The sequence below is a fragment of the Pseudomonas sp. BJa5 genome (assembly GCF_030272875.2).
Lineage (GTDB): Bacteria > Pseudomonadota > Gammaproteobacteria > Pseudomonadales > Pseudomonadaceae > Aquipseudomonas.
Window position 1 is genome coordinate 36,747 of sequence record NZ_JALRNG020000012.1, and the last position, 21,364, is coordinate 58,110.

Genomic DNA, 21,364 nt, shown 5'->3' on the forward strand with positions numbered 1-21,364 from the left:
CTACAGTAAGGTTCTTTGTCGACCAGAGCTTCGTGCATGAATTTACTGCGCCCTACCCTGCTGACGCTGGCCTGTTTGATGGCGTTCCCCAGCCATGCCGACGACCTGCCGTCACTCGGCGACGCCAGTTCTGCCATTGTTTCCCCCCAGCAGGAAAACCAGCTGGGCCGCGCTTGGCTCAGCCTGCTGCGGGGCAATGTCAATCAACTGAACGATCCCCAGCTCAAGGACTATGTCGAGACCAGCGTCTATCGCCTGGCGGAAACCAGCCAGCTGCAGGACCGGCGCCTGGAATTCATCCTCATCGACAGCCGCGAGCTCAACGCGTTTGCTGCCCCGGGCGGGATTATCGGGGTCAACGGCGGCCTGTTCCTCAACGCCCAGACTGAAGGCGAATACGCCTCGGTACTGGCCCACGAACTGGCGCACTTGTCGCAGCGCCACTTTGCCCGTGGTGTCGAGGCCCAGCAGCGCATGCAGCTGCCGATGATGGCGGCGATGCTGGCCGGTATCGTGGCCGCCGCAGCCGGTGCCGGTGATGCCGGTATCGCCGCGATTGCCGGCTCCCAGGCCGCCGCGATCCAGGAGCAACGACGCTTCTCCCGGCAGAACGAACAGGAAGCCGACCGCATCGGCATCCTCAACCTGGAAAAGGCCGGGTACGACCCGCGCAACATGCCGAGCATGTTCGAACGCCTGATGCGCCAGTACCGCTACGATGCCAAGCCGCCGGAATTCCTCCTGACTCACCCGGTGACCGAATCGCGTATCGCCGACACCCGCAACCGCGCCGAGCAGGCGCCCAAGGGTGGCACCGAGGACAGCGCCCGCTATCAACTGATCCGTGCCCGCGTGGCCTTGATCTACGAAGGCACGCCGGGGATGGCTGCCAAGCGCTTCCGCGCCCAGCTGGACGAGAACCCCAAGCTCGACTCGGCCCGCTATGGCCTGGCGATCGCCCTGATCAAGGGTGGCCGCCTCAACGAGGCGCGTGACGCACTCAAGCCTCTGCTGGACAAGGCGCCGAACGACATCACCTACAACCTGGCGCAGGTCGACCTGGACATCACCAACAACCGCCTGGCCGATGCCCAGCAGCGGGTCGAGCGCATGCGCTCGCTGTACCCGGCGAACTACCCGCTGCAGCAGGCGCGAATTGACCTGCTGCTCAAGCAGAACCGTCCGGCCGAAGCGGAAAAGGCCCTGGATGCCTTGCTCAAGAACCGCCCGGACGATCCGGACGTGTGGTACGACGTGGCAGAGGTGCGCGGCCTGTCCGGCAACACCATCGGCCTGCACCAGGCCCGGGCCGAGTACTTTGCCCTGGTGGGCGATTTCGACCAGGCCCTGCAGCAGCTTGATTACGCCAAGCAGCGGGCAGGCAACAACTTCGTGCTGGCGTCGAAGATCGATGCGCGTCAGCGCGAGCTGCTGGCGCAGCTGCGGTGGGTCATGGAGATGATGCGCTCTCTCGCCTGAACGCTTCGCGGGGCAAGCCCGCTCCCACCGGCTGTGGGAGCGGGCTTGCCCCGCGAGAGGGACCTCAAGCGTTACCGGACAGTTTGATCCGCGCCGCCTGGGTGAAGTCGAGCATGCGATTGAGCGGCTTGATCGCCTGGGGAATCAGCGCCGGCTCGACGAAGATCTCGTTGGTGCCTTCACGCAGGCACTGCAGGGTGCGCTCCAGGGTGTTCATGGCCATCCACGGACAGTGGGCACAGCTGCGGCACGCCGCGCCGTTACCGGCGGTAGGCGCTTCGATGAAGACCTTGTCCGGGCACAGCTGCTGCATCTTGTAGAAGATGCCGCGGTCGGTGGCGACGATGAAGGTCTTGTTCGGCAGGGTCTGCGCAGCCTTGATCAACTGGCTGGTGGAGCCGACGGCGTCGGCCAGTTCGATCACCGCTTCCGGCGATTCGGGGTGCACCAGGATCGCCGCATCGGGGTATAGCGCCTTCATGTCGGCCAGCTGGCGCGACTTGAACTCCTCGTGAACGATGCAGGCACCGTCCCACAGCAGCATGTCGGCGCCGGTCTGCTTCTGGATGTAGCGGCCCAGGTGCTGGTCCGGCCCCCAGATGATGGTTTCGCCGTTGTCCATCAGGCTTTCGACGATTTCCAGGGCGCAGCTGGAGGTCACCACCCAGTCGGCACGGGCCTTGACCGCCGCCGAGGTGTTGGCATAGACCACCACGGTACGTTCCGGGTGTTTGTCGCAGAACGCGGAAAACTCATCTACCGGGCAACCCAGGTCCAGCGAGCAGGTCGCTTCCAGGGTCGGCATCAGCACGCGCTTTTCCGGGGTGAGGATCTTTGCGGTTTCGCCCATGAAACGCACGCCAGCGACCACCACGGTCTTGGCCGGGTGGTTCTTGCCGAAGCGGGCCATTTCCAGCGAGTCGGACACGCAGCCACCGGTTTCCTCGGCCAGGGCCTGGATCACCGGGTCACAGTAGTAATGGGCAACCAGCACGGCGTCGCGCGCCTTGAGTTCGGCGGCGATGGCGGTGCGGTAGTCGGCCTCTTGCTCAGGCGTCAGCGGCTTGGGCTGCTTGGCATCGAGGTGGGCTTGGACCAAAAGGCGTTCGGAAATCTGGGTCATGATCGCTGGACCTGCAGGCGCTTGAGCGCGTAAGTCGAGTGTATCACCGAGCCCTGGCAAATCGGTTACCGGATCTGCGGGCAATGCGCTGAACGGCGTTGCGGGCAGAGCCAAAGACCTTCTGCGGCCTCGGGTTTTTATGGGATGCCGAAGGCTACAGATAATCGGATGAATTCAAAAGGTTTTTTTAGTAACTCCCCCCGGGGCGACAGGCTTGCCGCCCCGGGGAACCGTCATCAACCCTCGCTCGGCTGCATGGCCCCGAGATTCGCCTGGATCAGGCTGGCGAACTGTTCGACGGTCATCTTGTGGCCGTTGAACTCCACCATGCCGTCGGCGTAGTGCAGGCTGGCGAGGATATCGTTGCCCTTGACCGTGGCCATCTGGCTCTGCTGCGCCATCATGCCGACCATCTCACCGGCCTGGGACGCTTGCTGGGCCAGCACCTGGGCATCGCTCTGCCCTTCCAGGCGAGCCTGCAGGACTGCCAGGTCACCGATCATGGGCTTGGACAGCGAGACCTTGCTCTGCACCTGCGCCACCATCTGCCGGTACAGCTCATCGGCCGGCAATTGCAGCGAAGCCGGTTTGGCCAGGTCGACGCTGAGGCTGAAGCGGCTTTCGCCATTGGCCGTCTTGAACGAGAAGTTGTCCAGGGCAATCTGCGGCTTGCCGGCCAGCACCTGCTGCAGGTTGGCGTGCATCTGCGCGGTTTCGGCTTCGCTCATCGGCAGCGCCGGCATGCCCTCGCCCTGGGCCGAGGCTTGTTCCAGCTCGGGCAGGTAGCCCTGGTACAGGGTGACCAGCGCCTGGGTCGCCGGGATGTCGATGTTCTTCACGCTCCAGGTCATTTCACCGGCACCCACCGGCTTGCCGTCGAAGTTGATATCCCCGACCTTGTAGACCATGGTGCCGGAGAACTTGTTACCGTCGGCACGGTACGCGTTGTTCTGCTCCACATGCTTCATCAGCAGCACCTTCTGCTGCTCGCCCAGGGTCGCACTGACCTCGTCCAGGCCCATGTTCATGGTGCCGACATAGAAGCCGAAATCGGTCTTGCTCATGTCGCCGAGCAGATTGATCCCCTTGAACTCAAGCTTCAGCGGCGCACTGTCGGCATCGACCAGATCCAGGCCCAGGCTGGCCGAACCGCCACTGAACTTGATCTGCTCGGCATCCTTGGTGCCGGAGGCCTGGATCGTGAGGCCCGAGAACGTGATGTGCGAGCCCGCCTCGGTCACTTCCATCGGCGGGATGATCAGCGTGCCGTCGGTCGAGCCGTCGTAGCCCAGGCTGTTCTGGCCGTACACCGGCGGCACACCGCCGCTGATGGCGAACCACTCGCTGGTGAGCGCGTCCTTTTCCAGGGCATAGTTGCTGGCAGCCATCACCGGCATGAGCTTCAACGCCTTCAACCGGCTCCAGGGCAACGGGCCGTGCTCGATGCGGTCGACAAAGGCCAGCTCGAAGCTCTGTGGCTCGTCGCCGACCATCATGTCCTTGACCTTGACCCGGTAATGCGCGGTACTCGAGTACAAATGCGACTCCAGCGACGCCAGCTCCAGGGTCACACTGGCGCCCGTCCCGGCCGACTGCTGGAGCTGGGCGTTGGCTTGCAACATGGCCTGCTTGAGTACCTCGGGCAATTGCTTGCCGGTGTACCAGGCACCCGCCGTACTGACGGCGGCCACGGCCACCACCAACCCTGAAAGTACACCCACTGTTTTCTTCATGAAATGATCCGCTTGTCCATTGGTTGGGGTTGTTGCAGCGCGGCCCACGGCCTATTCGTTGACGTCCATGAACTCACGGGCCCAGACAATGTAGTCGCCCGGCACGGTGTAGGTATGGGTCAGTTCCGTGGCGCTGAGGTCCGAGGCACTGCTGGTGATCCGGCGCTGCTCGCGCAGGCAGTCGTAGGTGGCCTTGATCGCCGCGAAGTAGGCGCCGTGACCGTCCACGGCAATGCGCACGCCCAGTTGCGCCAGGCGCGCATCGTCGTGCAGCTGCGGGTTGCCGTAGGTCACCAGCATCAGCGGCACGCTCAGGTGCGCGGCGATCTGCTCAAGGTGTTCGAAGTCGCGGATGCCGACCATGCACAGGGCGTCGGCGCCGGCATTCTGGTAGGCCACCGTGCGGGCAATCACCTCTTCCACCGGAATGAGTGCGGCGTTGGTGCGGGCAATGATCGCCAGCTCCGGATCGACCCGCGCCTCCAGCGCCGCACGAATCTTGCCGACGCCTTCGGCGATGCTCACCAGGTCCGTGGACTTGCGCCCGAACTGCGCCGGCAGCAGGGTGTCCTCGATGGTCAGCGCGGCGATCCCGGCGCGTTCGAGCTCGGTCACCGTGCGCATCACATTCAGGGCGTTGCCGTAGCCGTGGTCGGCGTCGGCGATCACCGGCAACTGCGCCACCCTGCCGATGCGCGTGGCCTGCTCAGCGAACTCGCTCAGGGTGATCAGGGCAAAATCAGGTGCGGCCAGCACCTGCAGGGAAGCGACCGAACCACCCAGGATACCCACCTCGAAACCCAGGTCGGCGGCGATACGCGCCGACATTGGATCGAACACGGAAGCCGTGTGATAACAGGCAGGAGAAGCAAGGAGTTTACGAAACGCGCGACGCAGGTCTTGGTGGGAGGCTCTTGGCATGGTCTTTCCAACATATCGACTTCATTTATTGGACAGAACATACCACCGCAGCCCCTGTCGCCGACAGGGTCAGATAGACGGCTTTTGCTCGCTCAGCTGCGCCGCTGCGCGCGTTTGAGGGTCTCGCTGGGCAACTCCTTGAACAGTTGCTGGTAGCTGCTGGAGAACCGCCCCAAGTGCCAGAACGACCAGTGCATGGCCACTTCGGCCACGGTACTGCCCCGGCTGCCTTGCAGCTCGCGACGCGCACTGTTGAGCCGGCGCAGGCGCAGCCAGTGCGCCGGAGTCATGCCGGTAAAGGCCTTGAACGCCTGCTGCAACTGGCGCAAGGACACCCCGGCCACCTCGGCCAGTTCCAGCAGGTTGAGAGTGTCTTCGGGGCAGTCGGCGGCCCACTCGCCGACCCTGCGCATGATCGTGCGCTCTTCGGCCCGCTTGCCCAGGGCGCCGCGGTCCAGGCGCACGCAGGCGTTGTCGAGGATGAACAGGCAGTCTTCGAGCAGTTGTTCGGCCAGGGCGTCACGGCTCGGCGTATCGATCGCCTGCCCCAGGCGCGTCAGGGTGCCGCTCAGCCAGCGGCCGAACAGCGCGTTCTGCATCGAGTTGAGCGGCGCCATGAACAGGCCTTCGAGGCGGGCGATGTCCAGGCGGTGACGGCGGACGAACTCCGGACCGAACACCACTGCCACTTCCTGGTAGTTCTCCGGGGTGATCCAGATATTGCGGCTCTCGCCGTTGAGCAGGTACAGGCTGTTGTCGGTGCGGTCGAAACAGAACGCCAGGGCACCGGGCGGCGCACTGAAGTTCTGCTCGACCCGGGTGTTCATGCACTCTTCGTACACCTCGACACCCTGCAGGTCCAGGCAACGGACCTGGCCGGCGAAATGCCCGGGTGACATCTGCTGGTAGTGCTGGGTCCAGCTGGGCGTGGCACGCACCTGTTCGCCGACATCGGCAGTGCTGAAAGCCTGGACCTGGAACGGAGTGGGCGCTGTCATGAGCTGCTCATTACGCACTCTTTTGGTGCGCTTTATCCTGGCGAAAGTGGATAGATGGAGACGCAAGTGTCGCCCAAGATAGCCCTCAACGCGCTGCAGGGGAAGTCGTCCAGGCGGCACACCGGCCTGGGAGGCCGGTCCTGGCGCGGAATAAAACCAATAACGAGGTCTTTATGAATGCCCCTTTCGATCAGCTTTCTGCGTGGCTGAAAGAACACAAGATTACCGAAGTCGAGTGCGTGGTCAGTGACCTGACCGGAATCGCCCGCGGCAAGATCGCACCCACCAACAAGTTCCTGCATGAGCGAGGCATGCGCCTGCCGGAAAGTGTGTTGTTGCAAACGGTAACCGGGGATTTTGTCGACGACGACATCTACTACGACCTGCTCGACCCGGCCGACATCGACATGGTCTGCCGCCCGGACTCGGCCGCGGTGTACATGGTGCCCTGGGCCCTGGAACCCACCGCCATCGTCATCCACGACACCTTCGACAAGTACGGCAACCCGATCGAGTTGTCGCCACGCAACGTCCTGAAAAAGGTTCTCAAGCTGTACGCCGACAAGGGCTGGCAGCCGATCGTCGCCCCGGAAATGGAGTTCTACCTGACCCAGCGCTGCGAAGACCCCGACCTGCCCCTGCAAGCGCCACTGGGCCGCTCCGGTCGCGCTGAAAGCGGACGGCAGTCGTTCTCCATCGATGCCGCCAACGAATTCGATCCGCTGTTCGAAGACGTCTACGACTGGTGCGAAGCCCAGGGCCTGGACCTCGACACCCTGATCCACGAAGACGGCCCGGCGCAGATGGAGATCAACTTCCGTCATGGCGATGCCCTGGACCTGGCCGACCAGATCACCGTGTTCAAGCGCACCCTGCGCGAAGCCGCGCTCAAGCACAACGTCACCGCCACCTTCATGGCCAAGCCTGTGGCCGACGAGCCGGGCAGCGCCATGCACCTGCACCAGAGCGTGGTCGACATCGCCACCGGCAAGCCGATTTTCGTCGACGACAACGGGCAGATGAGCGAGCTGTTCCTGCAGCACATCGGTGGCCTGCAGAAGTACATCCCCAAGGTGCTGCCGATGTTCGCCCCCAACGTCAACTCGTTCCGCCGCTTCCTGCCGGACACCTCGGCACCGGTGAACGTCGAGTGGGGCGAAGAGAACCGCACCGTGGGCCTGCGCGTGCCGACCTCCAGCCCCGATGCCATGCGCGTGGAAAACCGCCTGCCGGGGGCCGATGCCAACCCCTACCTGGCCATCGCCGCCAGCCTGCTGTGCGGCTACCTGGGCATGGTCGAGAAGATCAATCCCAGCGCCCCGGTCCAGGGCCGTGCCTACGAACGACGCAACCTGCGCCTGCCGATCACCATCGAAGACGCCCTGGCACACATGGAAGACTGCCCGAGCATCGAACAGCACCTGGGCAGCAAGTTCGTCCGTGGCTATGTGGCGGTCAAGCGCGCCGAACACGAGAACTTCAAGCGGGTGATCAGTTCCTGGGAGCGTGAGTTCCTGCTGCTCAGCGTCTGAGCCCTGCCGCGCAGTAAACATCGATAAAACAATTCCAAGAGGTGTCGATATGCGTTCATTGAAAACAGTTGCAAGTGCAACCCTGGCGCTGCTGGTCAGCGCCGCGGCCCAGGCCCAGCCCAGTGTCAGCGTGTACAACTGGACCGACTACATCGGTGACACCACCCTGGCGGACTTCCAGGGCAGCACCGGTATCAAGGTCATCTATGACGTGTTCGACTCCAACGAAACCCTGGAAGGCAAGTTGCTGGCCGGTCGCACCGGCTACGACGTGGTCGTGCCTTCCAACCACTTCCTCGCCCGCCAGGTTGATGCCGGGGCCTTCCTCAAGCTCGACCGCGCGCAGTTGCCGAACTGGAAGAACCTCGACCCGCTGCTGCTCAAGGCCCTGGAAGAGAACGATGCCGGCAACCAGCACTCGGTGCCCTACCTGTGGGGCACCAACGGCATCGGCTACAACGTCGACAAGGTCAAGCAGGTGCTGGGCATCGACCGCATCGACTCCTGGGCGGTGATGTTCGAACCGGAGAACCTGAAGAAGCTCAGCCAGTGTGGTGTGTCCTTCATGGACTCGCCCGACGAGCTGTTCCCGGCGGTGCTCAACTACATGGGCATGGACCCGCGCAGCAGCAACCCCGAGGACTACAAGAAGGCCGAGGCCAAGCTGTTGACCTTGCGCCCCTACATCACCTACTTCCACTCCTCCAAATACGTCTCGGACCTGGCCAACGGCGATATCTGCGTGGCCTTCGGCTACTCCGGCGACGTGTTCCAGGCGGCCAACCGGGCCAAGGAGGCCAACAACGGCGTCAACGTCGCCTATTCCATTCCCAAGGAAGGCAGCAACCTGTGGTTCGACCTGCTGGCGATCCCGGCCGATGCCAGCAATCCGCAACAGGCCTACGCCTTCATCAACTACCTGCTCGATCCGAAAGTGATCGCCAAGGTCAGTGCCACCGTCGGCTATGCCAACGCCAACCCGGCGGCCAAGCAGTACATGGATGCCGAGCTGGTCGACAACCCCGAGGTCTATCCGCCCCAGGCGGTGCTGGACAAGCTGTATGTCTCCAACACCCCGACGCCGGCGATCATGCGCGTGATGACCCGCTCCTGGAGCAAAGTGAAGTCGAACAAATGAACCGGGAAGCCATCATGAATCCTGCGGCACAACACGCCAGTTCCTACTACCGGGCATCGGCCGGACCGATGCCCGAACATCCAGCCCTGACCGGCGAGCTGACGGCCGATGTCTGCGTGGTCGGCGGCGGCTTCACCGGCGTCAACACCGCCATCGAACTGGCCCAGCGCGGGCTGTCGGTGATCCTCCTCGAAGCGCGGCGCATCGGCTGGGGCGCCAGCGGTCGCAATGGCGGCCAGTTGATCCGCGGCATTGGCCACGAGGTCGAGGGCTTTGCCCGCTATGTCGGCCAGGACGGGGTCAAATACCTGCAACGGGCCGGTATCGAGTCGGTCGAGGTGGTGGCCGAACGTGTCCGCGAGCACGCCATCGACTGCGACCTGCGCTGGGGCTTCTGCGAACTGGCCAACACCCCGGCCCAGTTCGCCGCCTTTCGCGCCGAGCAGGAGAGCCTGGCCGAACTGGGCTATCGCCATGAAACACGACTGGTGAGCCCCGCCGACATGCACCAGGTGGTCGCGTCCACGGCCTATGCCGGCGGCCTGATCGATCGCGGCTCGGGCCACCTGCACCCGCTCAACCTGGTGCTGGGCGAAGCCCGCGTCGCTGCGTCCCTGGGCGTGCGCCTGTTCGAACACAGCCCGGTGCTGGAGATCACTCACGGCACCAGCGTGCAGGTGCGCACCCCCCATGGCAGCGTCCGCGCCGGCAGCCTGGTGCTGGCCTGCAACGCCCACCTGGACGAGCTGGAGCCGCGCCTGAGCGGCAAGGTGCTGCCGGCCGGCAGCTACATCATCGCCACCGAACCACTGTCGCCAGCCCAGGCCAAGGCGCTGATCCCGCAGAACCTGGCCCTGTGCGACCAGAAGGTCGGCCTGGACTACTACCGGCTCAGTGCCGACCGGCGCCTGCTGTTCGGCGGCGCCTGTCACTACTCCGGGCGTGATCCGCTGGATATCGCCACCTACATGCGACCGAAGATGCTCAAGGTGTTCCCGCAACTGGCCGACACCCGCATCGAGTTCCAGTGGGGCGGCAAGATCGGCATCACCGCCAATCGCTTTCCCCAGGTCGGGCGCCTGTCCCAGCACCCCAACGTGTTCTACGCCCAGGGTTATTCCGGCCATGGCCTGAATGTCACCCACTGGACCGCCCGCCTGCTGGCCGAGGCGATCGATGCCGGGCACAGCCAGGGCATGGACGTGTTCAGCGCCGTGCCGCACATGACCTTCCCCGGCGGCAAGGCCCTGCGCTCGCCGCTGCTGGCACTGGGGATGCTGTGGTACCGGCTGCGCGAGGCGCTGGGCTGATCCTGGCGTCCTTCGCCTCCCCCGGGCCCGCTTGCCAGCACGGCAATTGCAGCTACTGTCAGTTATGTCCGGGTTGCACTGTGCAACGGGCTTCAGGGAGATCGAACGATGGCGACAACGTACAAGCTCGTGCTATCGGCGGCACTGCTGCTGGCGCTGGCCGGATGCACCAGCATCGACGCGCGCACCACCGAGTATGTCGGCGTGCCCCACGCCGCGCCTACCAATGCCGCCAATGTCGAGGTTTTGCGCCGCGAGCCCCTACGCCCCCACACCCGCCTGGGCGAAATCGTCGTCGATGCCAGCATCGATCCGGCACCGCCGATCAGCGACGTCGAACAAAAACTGCGCACCGAAGCCGCCACTATCGGCGGTGATGCGGTGGTGGTGGTCTACGACGGCATCGCCCCGGTTTCTGCCTATGTCAGCGGTCCCCTGTGGAGCCGCGATGTACACGCCATCGACGGGCGCAAGCTCAAGGGCATCGTCATCAAATACCAGTAGCGCGAATGCGAGCAGGTCATGAGCCATCCGGTCACTGTGCTGTCTGCCTTGCTGCTGGCGCTGTGTGCCGGCGGCGCCCGGGCCGAATTCAACGCCAGTCTCGACGAGGCCAGGCAGATCGCCACGGAGGCCTACCTCTATGGCTATCCGGTGGTGGAGACCTACAAGGTGCTCTTCACCCAGGCCGTGGACCGTGGCAGCCCGGGCTTCAAGGCGCCGTTCAACCAGATCGGCAACAGCGCCAGGGTCTTCACCCCGAAAGACACCGGCGTCGCCACACCCAACCCGGACATGGCCGACTCGTACCTGTGGATGGACCTGCGCAGCGAACCGCTGGTGCTGACCCTGCCGGCCATCGCGCCCGACCGCTACTACGCGGTACAACTGATCGACCTCTACAGCCAGAACTTCGCCTACCTGGGCACGCGCAGCAGCGGTAACCAGGGTGGCCACTACATGATTGCCGGACCTGACTGGCAAGGCCCGGTGCCGGACGGTGTCGACAAGGTCATCCACAGCCAGAGCCAGATCGTCTACGGGCGCTACAGCACCCAGCTGTTCGACGCAGCCGACCTGCACAACGTCGAGCAGATTCAACAGGGCTACGGCGTCGAGCCACTGAGCAGCTTTCTTGAGCAATCGCCGCCCCCCGTCCTGCCGGCGGTGGCCTGGATCAGGCCCGAGGGCAACGTCAGCGGCAGCCCGGCGCTGTTTCGCTACCTGAATTTCATGATGGCCTTCGCCCCGCCGCTGGACAGTGAAAGCGAACTGTTGCAGCGCTTCAGGAAGATCGGCATCGACACCGACAAACCCTTTGAAGAAATCAGCCTGGATAACAGCCAGCGACGGGCCTTGCAGGCAGGCATAGAAGACGGTGAAGCCGCCTTTACCGAGCTCAGGAACATCGACATCGCCACCCACCAGGTCAGCCGCGCCGACCTGTATGGCAGCCCGGATCGCCTGAACGGCAATTACCTGTACCGCTATGCCGGGGCCAGGCTGGGCCTGTTCGGCAACTCCGTCGAGGAGGCTGCCGAAATGGCTTACCTCACCGATGCCACTGGCCAGCCGCTCGATGCCGGCAAGCACACCTACACCCTGCACTTCGCCAAGGGCCAGCTGCCCCCGGCCAGGGCCTTCTGGTCACTGACGCTGTATGACGGCGCCAGCCAGCAGCTGGTGGACAACTCCCTGGAGCGCTACCAGATCACCTCCCGGATGCTCGATCAACTGAAGAAGGACGCCGACGGAGGTCTGACCCTCCACCTGCAACACGACGCCCCGGGCAAAGATCTGCAGAGCAACTGGCTGCCGGCGCCTGAAGGGCGCTTCTACGGCGTCCTGCGCCTGTACATGCCCGGCCCCCAGGTCGCCAGCGGGCAATGGAAACAGCCAGCGCTGACGCCCGCGACCAAGTGACTCAACCTGCCGCCGGCAGCACGCTCAGCGGATCGACCGGCTTGCCGTTCTGGCGGATCTCGAAATACAGCTGCACGCGGTCGGCATCCAGGTCGCCCGCCTCGGCGATCTTCTGGCCCTTGCTGACGGTCTGCCCTTCCTTGACCAGCAACTTGCTGTTGTGGCCATAGACACTGGCGTGCGACGTGCCGTGCTGAAGAATGATCAGGTTGCCGTAGCCACGGATATTGGTCGCGAACGCCACCTTGCCGCCCAGGCTGGCATAGACCGGCTGCCCCTGGGTGGCGGCAATGCGAATGCCCTTGCTGAGTTTGTCGGCTGCCGAATAACGACCGATTACCGTCCCCCCTTTCAACGGCCAATCCCAGCCGCGCAAGGTCATCTTGGTGCTGGACACAGGCTTGCTGGCGGCCGTGGTAGCGGTTCTGGCCGGTGCGGAGCCTGTGCCTGCGCCGAAGCGGATGGTCTGCCCCACATTCACCGCATAGGGCGGACTGATGCGGTTGTAGCGCGCCAGCTCCTTGAACTCCCAACCGTGGCGCGTGGCGATCGAGTACAGGGTATCGCCACGCTTTACCTTGTAGGTGCCACTGGCGACCTTGTTGGCTGAAGTGCCAGGGCTGGGTGGATGGGAACTGCACGCGGATATCGCCAGCAAAACGGCGATCACAATAAACCTGAAAAACACACCACTTCCTTTGCCCGGGGACGCCATTGACGAGGCCGCTACTATAAATCACTCCGTGGCTGCCCAGGCAGGCGAACACTGCACGTCTCTCCCCTTGCGAATGATTTGCAACATTTACTGACATTTGTAACACCTGCAAACAATTCTCAGTTGCTGATGAGCAGGCGTATTATTGCTAGCGCTTCTCAATAACAACCGAAATCTGGTCTCATCAGGTCGCCCTCCACATGACAACCCCGCTCGTCCCTATCCGCTCCTCCCGCCCGCTGATGCTGTCCGCCCTTGGCCTTGCCGTTGCGTCCTCCACAAGCCTGGCGCTCGCCGAACAAACCGGCCAGAAGCCCCTGCAACTGGACAACATCAACGTCGACGCCAAGCCCGAAAGCACCTACAAGACTGAACGCTCGGCTTCCGGCAAGATCGCCACGCCGCTGCTGGATACCCCGCAGACCATTACCGTGGTCCCTGCCCAGATCATCCAGGAGCAGCAGGCACTGAGCCTGCGCCAGGTACTGTCCAACGTGTCCGGGATTACCTTCAACGCCGGTGAAGGTGGCGGCGGCTCCGGTGACAGCATCAACATTCGCGGCTTCTCGGCCAACAGCAACATCCAGATCGACGGCCTGCGCGACAGCGCCCAGACCAGCCGTACCGACACCTTCAACATCGAACAGGTCGAAGTCATCAAGGGCCCCAACTCGGTGTTCGGCGGTGCCGGCACCACCGGCGGCAGCATCAACATCATCAGCAAGCAGCCGCAGGACCGGGCCTTCACCCGCCTGGGTGGCAGCGTGGGCACCGACAACTACTACCGCATGACCCTGGACAGCAACCAGCCACTGGAAGGCGTGGGTGACGACAGCGCGTTCCGGATCAACCTCATGGGTCATCAGAACGATGTGCCCGGCCGCGACGAAATCGACCGCGAACGCTGGGGTGTCGCCCCGTCCCTGCGCCTGGGCCTGAACGACGCCACGCGCCTGACCCTGAGCGCCTTCCACCAGGTCGACGACAACCTGCCCGACTACGGCGTACCGGCCCTGGACGGCAAGAAACTCGGTGGCGTCAGCCGCGAGGACTACTTCGGCTGGAAGAACCTCGACAAGGAGGAAATCGAGCAGAGCGCGTTCACTGCCAACTTCGAACACGACTTCAACGACAACCTGCGCCTGCAGAACCTCACGCGCTACAGCCACATTGCCCGCGACACCGTGGTCTCGGCCTCCCATGTCAACACCACCGGTGTCCCTGCGGGTCGCTACCGCCCTGCCGGTCCGCAAGGCTATGGCCGCGACGCCACCACCGAAATGTGGATCAACCAGACCAACTTGATCAGCAACTTCAATGTACTGGGCATGCGCCATGACCTGATCGCCGGCATGGAAGTCTCGCGCGAGACCATGGACCTGAAGACCTACGGTTACGGCTTGAGCAACGCCCTGTACCCGAGCAACGGCTACGACCTGAGCAACCCGCCAGGCCACTGGTCGGGCCCGGCCAACAAGTCCACCACCAGCTATACCGACACCGAACTGACCGACCAGGCGCTGTATCTGTTCGATACCATCGCCCTGCACGAGCAGTGGGACCTGAACCTGGGGCTGCGTTACGACAAGTTCAAAGGCGAAGCCAAGGGCTACTCCGCCGACCACGTGAAGACCTCCGACTTCGAGTCCACCGACGAGAAGCTCAGCGGCCGCGCCGGCCTGGTCTACAAACCGACCGACAACGGGCGCATCTACCTGGCCTGGGGCAACTCGTTCAACCCGTCGGCTGAAAGCCTGGCCTCCAGCGGCGGCGGCCTGACCGCAGCCACCGAAGACCTGTCCCCGGAGAAGAACGAGACCTGGGAACTGGGCACCAAGTGGGAACTGCTGGACAAGCGCCTGGAGCTGGATGCCGCGCTGTTCCGCGTCGAGAAGACCAACGCCCGCGAAACCATGGCCGACGGCTCCACCCAGCTGGCCGGCAAGCAACGCGTGCAAGGTGTGGAAGTGGGTGTGACCGGTCACATCACCGATCAGTGGGACGTGTTCGCCAACTACACCTTCCTCGATAGCGAAACCCTCAAGGCCGCCGACACGGCTACCGGCATCGCCCGTGAAGGCCAGGCGCTGGGCAACACCCCGCCGCGCTCGCTCAACCTCTGGACCACCTACGAGCTGCCGGCGGGCTGGACCCTCGGTTACGGTGCACGCTACGTCAGCGAGCGCAACGTGACCTCCAGCACCACCGCCAAACTGGATGAGTACTGGGTGCATAACGCCATGGTCGCCTACCAGGTCAACGAGCACCTGGACCTGCAGTTGAACGTCAACAACCTGTTCGACAAGGACTATGTCGAGCGTGTGCGTCAGCAGAACGGTACCGATGCTCGTTCGTCGGCCATCGAGTATGGCGATGCGCGTTCGGCGATCCTGTCGGCCACCTACGCGTTCTAAGTCAACATCACCGCAGCTCCTGCAGGCCCCCTGTAGGAGCTGCCGCCAGGCTGCGATCGGCCGTGAAACGGCCGCAAACCCGGCCACCTCCTTACCTCAAGTACAACGAAGTGACCGGAGTGCGACTGCTGCGCAGTCGATCGCAGCCTCGTTCCTCGGCAGCGGCTACAGGCGCAAACGAAAAAGCCCGCGTCCTTCTCAGGACGCGGGCTTCTTCTTACTGCATATGGTGGGTCGTGTAGGATTCGAACCTACGACCAATTGGTTAAAAGCCAACTGCTCTACCAACTGAGCTAACGACCCGTTGGATGAGGCGTATAATACTGATTTCTAAGAGGAAATCAACACCCCATCGCAAAAAAAATTAAAAATATCGAGTCGGGTCCTCGACACCGGCCGCTTTGAAACCTTCGGCGCGCAGGCGGCAGCTGTCGCATTTACCGCAGGCACGGCCATCATCGTCGGCCTGGTAGCAGGAAACGGTCAGGCTGTAGTCCACGCCACGGGCCACGCCCGCCTGGACGATCTGGGCCTTGCTCAGGTTCTGCAGCGGCGCCTGGATACGGAAGCCCTGGCCTTCGACACCGGCCTTGGTGGCAAGGTTGGCCATGCGCTCGAAGGCCTCGACGAACTCCGGACGGCAGTCGGGGTAGCCGGAATAGTCCACGGCATTCACACCGATGAAGATGTCCCGCGCGCCCAGTACTTCGGCCCAGCCCAGGGCCAGGGACAGGAACACCGTGTTGCGTGCTGGCACGTAGGTAACCGGTATGCCTTCAGTCGGCCCTTCAGGTACATCGATGCTGCTGTCGGTCAGGGCCGAGCCACCGATGCCGTCCAGGTTCAGGCCGATGACCTTGTGCTCGACCACGCCCAGGTCGCGGGCGACCCGCGCAGCGGCATTGAGCTCGGCGCGATGGCGCTGGCCGTAGTCGAAACTCATGGTGTAGCAGCTATAGCCCTCGGCCTTGGCCATGGCGACCACCGTGGCCGAGTCCAGGCCACCGGAAAGCAGGATTACCGCACGTTTCTCAGTCATTGCATTCACTCCTGTCAGCGCCCCGGTTCGTCGTTCCACAACAGCTTGTGCAGCTGCATCTGGAAACGAACGGGCAAATTATCGGCGACAATCCAGTCGGCCAGGTCGGTGGCGCTCACCTGATGGTGGCTTGGCGAGAACAACACTTCGCCTGCGCGCTTTTCCAGACCGTACTGAATGAGTTTGGACACCGCCCAGTCATAGTCCTGGCGAGAACAGATGACGAATTTGACCTGATCGTTCGGGGTCAGCAGCTCGATGTTCTCGTAACGGTTACGGTGCGCTTCCTCGGAGCCTGGCGTCTTCAGGTCGACGACGCGGCTGACCCGGGCATCCACCCTGGAAATGTCCAGGGCGCCACTGGTCTCCAGCGAGACCTCGTAGCCGGCATCGCACAGCTGCTCGAGCAACGGGATGGCATTGGGTTGGGCCAGCGGCTCACCCCCGGTCACGCAGACATAGCGCGGCTTGAAGCCGGCGACCTGCTCGAGGATGGAATCCAGGGTGCGGATGCTGCCGCCGCTGAAGGCGTATTCGCTGTCGCAATACTGGCAGCGCAGCGGGCAGCCGGTGAGACGGACAAATACCGTGGGCAGCCCAGCGGTACGCGTTTCACCCTGCAACGAGTAAAAAACTTCGGTAATACGTAATGTGTCTTGCATAGTCGCCACGGGCGTAACAGCTAAACAGGCTGTCCGCCTCCGTCAGGCACTGTAGCGAACCCGGCATCGCGTAGTTCGATACAGCGTGTATCAATAAAAAGGGCAGTGATTCTAACGAAAAAACCCGCGACAAGCGCGGGTTTCTTTCAAACGGCGGGATCAGAGCTTCTGCAGGTCACGCTGGGCCAGCTGGGCGGCCGAGGTACCAGGGTACTGGGTGACCACTTGTTGCAGGATGCCCTTGACCCGGTCGGTATGCCCCAGGCGGCGCTCCACATCGGCCAGCTTGTACAGCGAATCCGGCACCTTGTTGTGCTTGGGATACAGCTGGCTGACCTTGGCGAAGGCTTGCCCTGCAGCTTGCAGGTCGCCTTTGGCCAGGTTCACTTCACCCAGCCAATACTGGGCGTTGCCGGCGTACTGGCTATTGGGATACTTACGCAGGAAGGCGTTGAACGCCTGGCTGGCCTTGTCGAAATCCTTGGCTTTGATCAGGTCGAAAGCTGCATCGTAGTAGAGCTTTTCTTTGGCCGGATCGCCAGGTTCGCTGCTGGCGGCAGCTTGGCCGGCGGCAGCACCGGCAGCCGCGCCTGCAGCGGCACCGGCGGCTTCGCCACCGGCAGGAGAATTGGTAGGAGTGGCGGCAGGTGCAACACCGCTTCCAATACGCCGATCCAGGTCCTGGTATCGCTCCAGGCTTTCCTGTTTCATGCGGGCGACATCATTCTGCAGCTCTTCGATGATGCCTTGTTGACGCGCAATCTGCTCCTGCATCTGCTGCAGTTGCAGGAACAGCTGACCCTGTGCCGAGGCAGGGGCCGTAACCCCTCCCCCGGCATAGGCGCCGTTCGTACCATAACCCGATGGCGGATAGCTGCTTGCGCCGCTATAGCCAGCGTTGTCATCAACAACAGGAACCTCAGCCAATGCCACCAGGGGCAGGCTGAGCGCCAGGACGGTTACAGCACGACGGCAAATTCGCATATCGAATTACTTACGCAGTTCGACGCGACGGTTCTGAGCCCAGGACTGCTCGTCGTTGCCGGTAGCAACTGGACGCTCTTCGCCGTAGGAAACCAGTTCCAGCTGGGCAGGAGAAACGCCTTGCAGGACCAGGTAGCGCTGAACGGCTTTCGCACGACGCTCGCCCAGAGCCATGTTGTATTCGCGAGTACCACGCTCGTCGGTGTTGCCTTCCAGGACGACGCGAGCGCCGTTGCCTTTCAGGTCCTTGGCGTGAACGTCCAGAGCGCGCATGGCTTCTGGCTTCAGGTCCGAGCTGTCGTATTCGAAGTAGAAGGTGGTGATTGCGCGCAGAGCTGCTTCTTCGCTCAGGCTGCCGTCAACAGCGCCAGTGTTGGCACCGTAACCAGCGTTCGGGTCGACAGCGCCTTGACCTGCGTCGTCACCGCCTTTCGAAGAGCAACCTACAGCCACGGCCAAGGCCAGGGCCAGCGCAGCAAACTTACCAAACTTCAGCATTTCCATCGTGAAACTCCTAATGAACCCCAGTGTGTTAAGTAAAACGTAAAGCGCCGCGTCAGTTCAGGTAAGGGGACCAGGACGGTTCTCTGACTTCGCCTTGAGCGGTAGGAAGCGGGAGCCTCACGCGTCCGTTTAGGGACACGAGCATCAAGACTCCCCGGCCCTGCTGGCGGGTGGCGTAGATTAGCATGGTGCCGTTTGGCGCAACAGTGGGAGACTCATCAAGACTGGTTTCCGAGAGAATCTTTACACTGCCGCGTTGCAAATCTTGAGCAGCCACTTTGAAGTTGGTGAAACCTTGTTGGCGATGAATCATCACCAGGGTCTTTTCATCCGCCGACAATTTAGGGTTGGCATTGTAGTTACCAACGAAAGTTACACGCTCGGCACCACCACCAGAAACACTGGTTTTATAGATCTGTGGTTTGCCACCGCGGTCGGAAGTGAAATAAATGGTCGAACCATCTTTACCCCAGAACGGTTCGGTATTGATGCCAGGACCTGCAGTCACGCGCGACAGCTGACGCGAGCCCATGTTCATCACGTAGATGTCCGGGTTGCCGTCCTTGGACAGCACGAATGCCAGGCGCGAACCATCCGGCGACCAGGCTGGTGCACCGTTGAGGCCTTCGAAGTTGGTGATCTGCTCGCGACGGCCGGTGTCGATGTGCTGGACGAAGATGCGCGGACGCTTCTGCTCGAACGACACATAGGCAATGCGCTTGCCATCCGGGGCGAAGCGTGGCGACAGGATCGGCTCGCGGGACTGCAGCAGGGTCACGGCGCGGGCACCGTCGTAGTCCGAACGCTGTAGGGTGTAACGGGTGTTGTTGACCCCGAAACGCTCTGCGGTCACGTACAGCATGCGGGTGGAGAATGCACCCTTGATGCCGGTGAGCTTCTCGAACGACTGGTCGGCGATGTAGTGCGACATGTCACGCAGCTGGTCGACGCTGCCCGAGACGCTGCCGGTCAGCACTTGCTGCTCGGTGGCGACGTTGAACAGTGCGTACTGCACCTGCAGGCGGCCGCCGGCAGGCACGATGCTGCCGACCATGACGTACTGGGCGCCCAGGGCTTTCCAGTCACGGAAGATCACTTCGCTGGCCTGGCTCGGCTGGCTGATCATGTTCTGCCGCGGGATCGGCGAGTAATAACCGGAGTTGCGCAGGTCATTGCCGATGATGTCAGCCATGTCTTCTGGCAGCACGCTACCGCCCTGCAGGCCGAAGGGCACGACCGCGATCGGGGTGGCTCGGTCACTGCCGCTGGTGACCAGGATGTTCTTTTCTTCTGCCACGGCCATGCCTGCTACACAGCAGAGCGCGACCAGCAGTCCTCGAAGAAGTTTAATCACAAGGCTAGATCCTCAGGTGTGAATGTCATCTTGAATGAACGATAGGGATTGAATTCGCTCGGTTTCAAGCCCTGCATTTCGGTTAAACGACCAATGTTCTTGACCGCGGCAACTGCCGAGCTGTCGAACGGACCGTCACCACTGGAGCGGGCTACGCTCACCGAGGTAATGGTGCCATCGGGCAGCATGCCGATCTGCAGAACCACCGTCATGTTCTTGCGCGCAGAAGGTGGACGTGCCCAGCCTTCGGCCGCACGTGCACGGATCAGGTCGTCGAAGTCGCCGGCCACCTGGTCACCCTGCTCGTCAGCCAGGGCCTGCTGCCGTTCGGTGGTGTCGGACAGAAGCTCGGCCAGGGCCTGGGCTTTCTTGTCTTCCGCCGCCTTGCGGGCTGCATCCTGTGCCTTCTTCTTGGCCGCATCTGCTGCAGCTTTCTTCTTGGCCTCTTCGGCGGCCTTTTTCTTGGCCTCTTCAGCCACCGCTTTTTTCTTCGCGTCCTCGGCCGCCTTCTTCTTGGCGTCCTCGGCTGCCTGCTTCTTGGCTTCTTCAGCCGCCAGCTTCTTGGCCTCTTCCTCAGCCTTTTTCTTGGCTTCCTCTTCGGCCTTCTTCTTGGCGATGTCAGCCTGCTGCTTCTCGGCAGCCTTCTTCGCTTCTTCGGCTTTCTTGGCCTCGGCGGTCTTCTTCGCTTCGTCAGCCTTCTTGGCTTCCTCGGCTTTCTTGGCCTCGGCTTCGGCACGTGCCTCTTCCGCCTTTTGAGCGGCTTCTTCTTTCTTTTGTTCCGCAGCCTTCACGGCCTGCTGCTCGACCTTCTTCTGCTCCATCTGCTCGACTTCGGTCTGGCGCGAAGCGGTTTTCTTCGCTTCACCCGCAATCTTCTGATTGGTCTGGGTGGTGGCCTGACTCTTGGACTTCAGCTGGTACAGCGTCGCCTGGACAATAGGCTTGGACGGCGGCAGTTCCGGGGTGAAGGCAAAGCTGACGAACAGCATGGCAAACACCAGGACGTGCAGCGCAATGGCCCAGACACTGGGCCAGAAATAGCTTTCCGAGGCGGATGGCTCTCGCTGTTGCATCAGGGCGCCTCGGTAATCAGGCCAACGTTACCGACACCTGCCTTCTGCAACCCGCCCATGGCACCCATGACCGCGCCATAGTCGACGGACTTGTCGCCACGGATGAAGACCTGGGTCTGTTTGCCCTGGTCACGTCCGGCGGCGATGATCTTGGTCACGGCGTCGGTCATTTGCGGCAAGGTCATGGCCTTGTCCATCTGCTTGTCGGTGTCGACTTCGCTGCCAAGGTTCCAGTAGTAGGTCTTGTCAGCCTTGATCGAAATGGTCAGGACCTGGACGTTGTTGTCCTGCGGCAAGGCTTCGCTGGAAACCTTGGGCAGGTCGACTTTAACGCCCTGGTTGAGCATCGGTGCGGTCACCATGAAGATGACCAGCAGTACCAACATCACGTCGATGTAAGGCACCACGTTCATCTCGGCGACCGGCTTGCGTTTGTGGCGAACTCGGGCCATGGGCTTTTAC

Annotated in this window: 19 protein-coding genes and 1 tRNA gene; 7 read left to right on the forward strand and 13 right to left on the reverse strand. The window is 62.7% G+C overall.

What is annotated here, in order from left to right:
• The first annotated feature begins 36 nt into the window (after positions 1 to 36).
• Positions 37 to 1,479, forward strand: coding sequence for a M48 family metalloprotease (locus tag M2D63_RS09235; protein ID WP_285862567.1), 1,443 nt, complete (start codon positions 37 to 39; stop codon positions 1,477 to 1,479).
• A gap of 64 nt (positions 1,480 to 1,543) precedes the next feature.
• Here M2D63_RS09235 and nadA read toward each other — a convergent pair whose 3' ends face one another.
• The 4 genes from nadA to M2D63_RS09255 form a co-directional block, all read right to left on the reverse strand.
• A complete protein-coding gene (gene nadA, locus M2D63_RS09240) occupies positions 1,544 to 2,602 on the reverse strand; it encodes a quinolinate synthase NadA (RefSeq protein ID WP_285862568.1) in 1,059 nt (352 codons plus the stop codon).
• Positions 2,603 to 2,838: 236 nt separating this feature from the next.
• Entirely contained in the window at positions 2,839 to 4,335 is a 1,497-nt protein-coding gene (locus tag M2D63_RS09245) for a YdgA family protein (RefSeq protein WP_285862569.1), read from the reverse strand.
• A gap of 51 nt (positions 4,336 to 4,386) precedes the next feature.
• On the reverse strand, positions 4,387 to 5,256 hold the full coding sequence (locus M2D63_RS09250; protein ID WP_285862570.1) for an oxaloacetate decarboxylase: 870 nt from the start codon (positions 5,254 to 5,256) through the stop codon (positions 4,387 to 4,389).
• A 92-nt stretch (positions 5,257 to 5,348) separates the two neighbouring features.
• A complete protein-coding gene (locus M2D63_RS09255; protein ID WP_285862571.1) occupies positions 5,349 to 6,254 on the reverse strand; it encodes a helix-turn-helix domain-containing protein in 906 nt (301 codons plus the stop codon).
• 173 nt (positions 6,255 to 6,427) lie between these two features.
• Here M2D63_RS09255 and M2D63_RS09260 point away from each other — a divergent pair, with 173 nt between their 5' ends.
• The 5 genes from M2D63_RS09260 (at position 6,428) to M2D63_RS09280 (ending at position 12,157) form a co-directional block, all read left to right on the forward strand.
• A complete protein-coding gene (locus tag M2D63_RS09260; protein WP_285862572.1) occupies positions 6,428 to 7,786 on the forward strand; it encodes a glutamine synthetase family protein in 1,359 nt (452 codons plus the stop codon).
• A 49-nt stretch (positions 7,787 to 7,835) separates the two neighbouring features.
• Positions 7,836 to 8,924: a polyamine ABC transporter substrate-binding protein gene (locus tag M2D63_RS09265; RefSeq protein ID WP_285862573.1), complete on the forward strand. Its 1,089-nt coding sequence runs from the start codon at positions 7,836 to 7,838 to the stop codon at positions 8,922 to 8,924.
• Between the two features lie 14 nt (positions 8,925 to 8,938).
• A complete protein-coding gene (locus tag M2D63_RS09270; protein ID WP_405309552.1) occupies positions 8,939 to 10,234 on the forward strand; it encodes an NAD(P)/FAD-dependent oxidoreductase in 1,296 nt (431 codons plus the stop codon).
• 108 nt (positions 10,235 to 10,342) lie between these two features.
• Positions 10,343 to 10,738, forward strand: a complete 396-nt coding sequence (locus M2D63_RS09275; RefSeq protein ID WP_285862575.1) for a hypothetical protein — start codon at positions 10,343 to 10,345, stop codon at positions 10,736 to 10,738.
• Positions 10,739 to 10,756: 18 nt separating this feature from the next.
• Positions 10,757 to 12,157 (forward strand): DUF1254 domain-containing protein, encoded by a 1,401-nt coding sequence (locus M2D63_RS09280; protein ID WP_285862576.1) that lies wholly within the window; start codon positions 10,757 to 10,759, stop codon positions 12,155 to 12,157.
• A gap of 1 nt (position 12,158) precedes the next feature.
• Here M2D63_RS09280 and M2D63_RS09285 read toward each other — a convergent pair whose 3' ends face one another.
• Positions 12,159 to 12,845 carry a peptidoglycan DD-metalloendopeptidase family protein gene (locus M2D63_RS09285; RefSeq protein ID WP_285862577.1) on the reverse strand — a complete coding sequence of 229 codons (687 nt, stop codon included), beginning with the start codon at positions 12,843 to 12,845 and terminating at the stop codon, positions 12,159 to 12,161.
• Positions 12,846 to 13,072: 227 nt separating this feature from the next.
• Here M2D63_RS09285 and M2D63_RS09290 point away from each other — a divergent pair, with 227 nt between their 5' ends.
• Complete coding sequence (locus M2D63_RS09290; RefSeq protein WP_285862578.1) at positions 13,073 to 15,286, forward strand: TonB-dependent siderophore receptor; 2,214 nt, start codon at positions 13,073 to 13,075, stop codon at positions 15,284 to 15,286.
• 227 nt (positions 15,287 to 15,513) lie between these two features.
• Here the strand turns inward: M2D63_RS09290 and M2D63_RS09295 are convergent.
• The 8 genes from M2D63_RS09295 to tolR all read right to left on the reverse strand — a co-directional run bounded on the left by M2D63_RS09295 (position 15,514) and on the right by tolR (position 21,354).
• Positions 15,514 to 15,589 (reverse strand) — tRNA-Lys (locus M2D63_RS09295).
• Between the two features lie 61 nt (positions 15,590 to 15,650).
• Positions 15,651 to 16,325 (reverse strand): 7-cyano-7-deazaguanine synthase QueC, encoded by a 675-nt coding sequence (gene queC / locus M2D63_RS09300; RefSeq protein WP_285862579.1) that lies wholly within the window; start codon positions 16,323 to 16,325, stop codon positions 15,651 to 15,653.
• Positions 16,326 to 16,339: 14 nt separating this feature from the next.
• Entirely contained in the window at positions 16,340 to 16,987 is a 648-nt protein-coding gene (gene queE, locus M2D63_RS09305) for a 7-carboxy-7-deazaguanine synthase QueE (protein ID WP_285862580.1), read from the reverse strand.
• 159 nt (positions 16,988 to 17,146) lie between these two features.
• Positions 17,147 to 17,971 carry a tol-pal system protein YbgF gene (ybgF, locus tag M2D63_RS09310; protein ID WP_285862581.1) on the reverse strand — a complete coding sequence of 275 codons (825 nt, stop codon included), beginning with the start codon at positions 17,969 to 17,971 and terminating at the stop codon, positions 17,147 to 17,149.
• A 6-nt stretch (positions 17,972 to 17,977) separates the two neighbouring features.
• A complete protein-coding gene (pal, locus tag M2D63_RS09315; RefSeq protein ID WP_285862582.1) occupies positions 17,978 to 18,475 on the reverse strand; it encodes a peptidoglycan-associated lipoprotein Pal in 498 nt (165 codons plus the stop codon).
• A 52-nt stretch (positions 18,476 to 18,527) separates the two neighbouring features.
• Positions 18,528 to 19,778, reverse strand: a complete 1,251-nt coding sequence (tolB, locus tag M2D63_RS09320) for a Tol-Pal system beta propeller repeat protein TolB (protein WP_405309558.1) — start codon at positions 19,776 to 19,778, stop codon at positions 18,528 to 18,530.
• A gap of 47 nt (positions 19,779 to 19,825) precedes the next feature.
• A complete protein-coding gene (gene tolA / locus M2D63_RS09325; RefSeq protein ID WP_285862584.1) occupies positions 19,826 to 20,902 on the reverse strand; it encodes a cell envelope integrity protein TolA in 1,077 nt (358 codons plus the stop codon).
• Positions 20,902 to 21,354 carry a protein TolR gene (tolR, locus tag M2D63_RS09330; protein WP_065761580.1) on the reverse strand — a complete coding sequence of 151 codons (453 nt, stop codon included), beginning with the start codon at positions 21,352 to 21,354 and terminating at the stop codon, positions 20,902 to 20,904. Before tolR ends, tolA begins: the two co-directional genes overlap by 1 nt.
• Between the last annotated feature and the right edge of the window lie 10 nt (positions 21,355 to 21,364).

Bases quoted from the DNA above. Each gene is read 5' to 3' on its own strand.
- M2D63_RS09235 (WP_285862567.1), top strand. From the start codon at position 37: ATGAATTTACTGCGCCCTACCCTGCTGACGCTGGCCTGTTTGATGGCG.
- nadA (WP_285862568.1), bottom strand. From the start codon at position 2,602: ATGACCCAGATTTCCGAACGCCTTTTGGTCCAAGCCCACCTCGATGCC.
- M2D63_RS09245 (WP_285862569.1), bottom strand. From the start codon at position 4,335: ATGAAGAAAACAGTGGGTGTACTTTCAGGGTTGGTGGTGGCCGTGGCC.
- M2D63_RS09250 (WP_285862570.1), bottom strand. From the start codon at position 5,256: ATGCCAAGAGCCTCCCACCAAGACCTGCGTCGCGCGTTTCGTAAACTC.
- M2D63_RS09255 (WP_285862571.1), bottom strand. From the start codon at position 6,254: ATGACAGCGCCCACTCCGTTCCAGGTCCAGGCTTTCAGCACTGCCGAT.
- M2D63_RS09260 (WP_285862572.1), top strand. From the start codon at position 6,428: ATGAATGCCCCTTTCGATCAGCTTTCTGCGTGGCTGAAAGAACACAAG.
- M2D63_RS09265 (WP_285862573.1), top strand. From the start codon at position 7,836: ATGCGTTCATTGAAAACAGTTGCAAGTGCAACCCTGGCGCTGCTGGTC.
- M2D63_RS09270 (WP_405309552.1), top strand. From the start codon at position 8,939: ATGAATCCTGCGGCACAACACGCCAGTTCCTACTACCGGGCATCGGCC.
- M2D63_RS09275 (WP_285862575.1), top strand. From the start codon at position 10,343: ATGGCGACAACGTACAAGCTCGTGCTATCGGCGGCACTGCTGCTGGCG.
- M2D63_RS09280 (WP_285862576.1), top strand. From the start codon at position 10,757: ATGAGCCATCCGGTCACTGTGCTGTCTGCCTTGCTGCTGGCGCTGTGT.
- M2D63_RS09290 (WP_285862578.1), top strand. From the start codon at position 13,073: ATGACAACCCCGCTCGTCCCTATCCGCTCCTCCCGCCCGCTGATGCTG.
- queC (WP_285862579.1), bottom strand. From the start codon at position 16,325: ATGACTGAGAAACGTGCGGTAATCCTGCTTTCCGGTGGCCTGGACTCG.
- queE (WP_285862580.1), bottom strand. From the start codon at position 16,987: ATGCAAGACACATTACGTATTACCGAAGTTTTTTACTCGTTGCAGGGT.
- ybgF (WP_285862581.1), bottom strand. From the start codon at position 17,971: ATGCGAATTTGCCGTCGTGCTGTAACCGTCCTGGCGCTCAGCCTGCCC.
- pal (WP_285862582.1), bottom strand. From the start codon at position 18,475: ATGGAAATGCTGAAGTTTGGTAAGTTTGCTGCGCTGGCCCTGGCCTTG.
- tolB (WP_405309558.1), bottom strand. From the start codon at position 19,778: ATGGCCGTGGCAGAAGAAAAGAACATCCTGGTCACCAGCGGCAGTGAC.
- tolA (WP_285862584.1), bottom strand. From the start codon at position 20,902: ATGCAACAGCGAGAGCCATCCGCCTCGGAAAGCTATTTCTGGCCCAGT.
- tolR (WP_065761580.1), bottom strand. From the start codon at position 21,354: ATGGCCCGAGTTCGCCACAAACGCAAGCCGGTCGCCGAGATGAACGTG.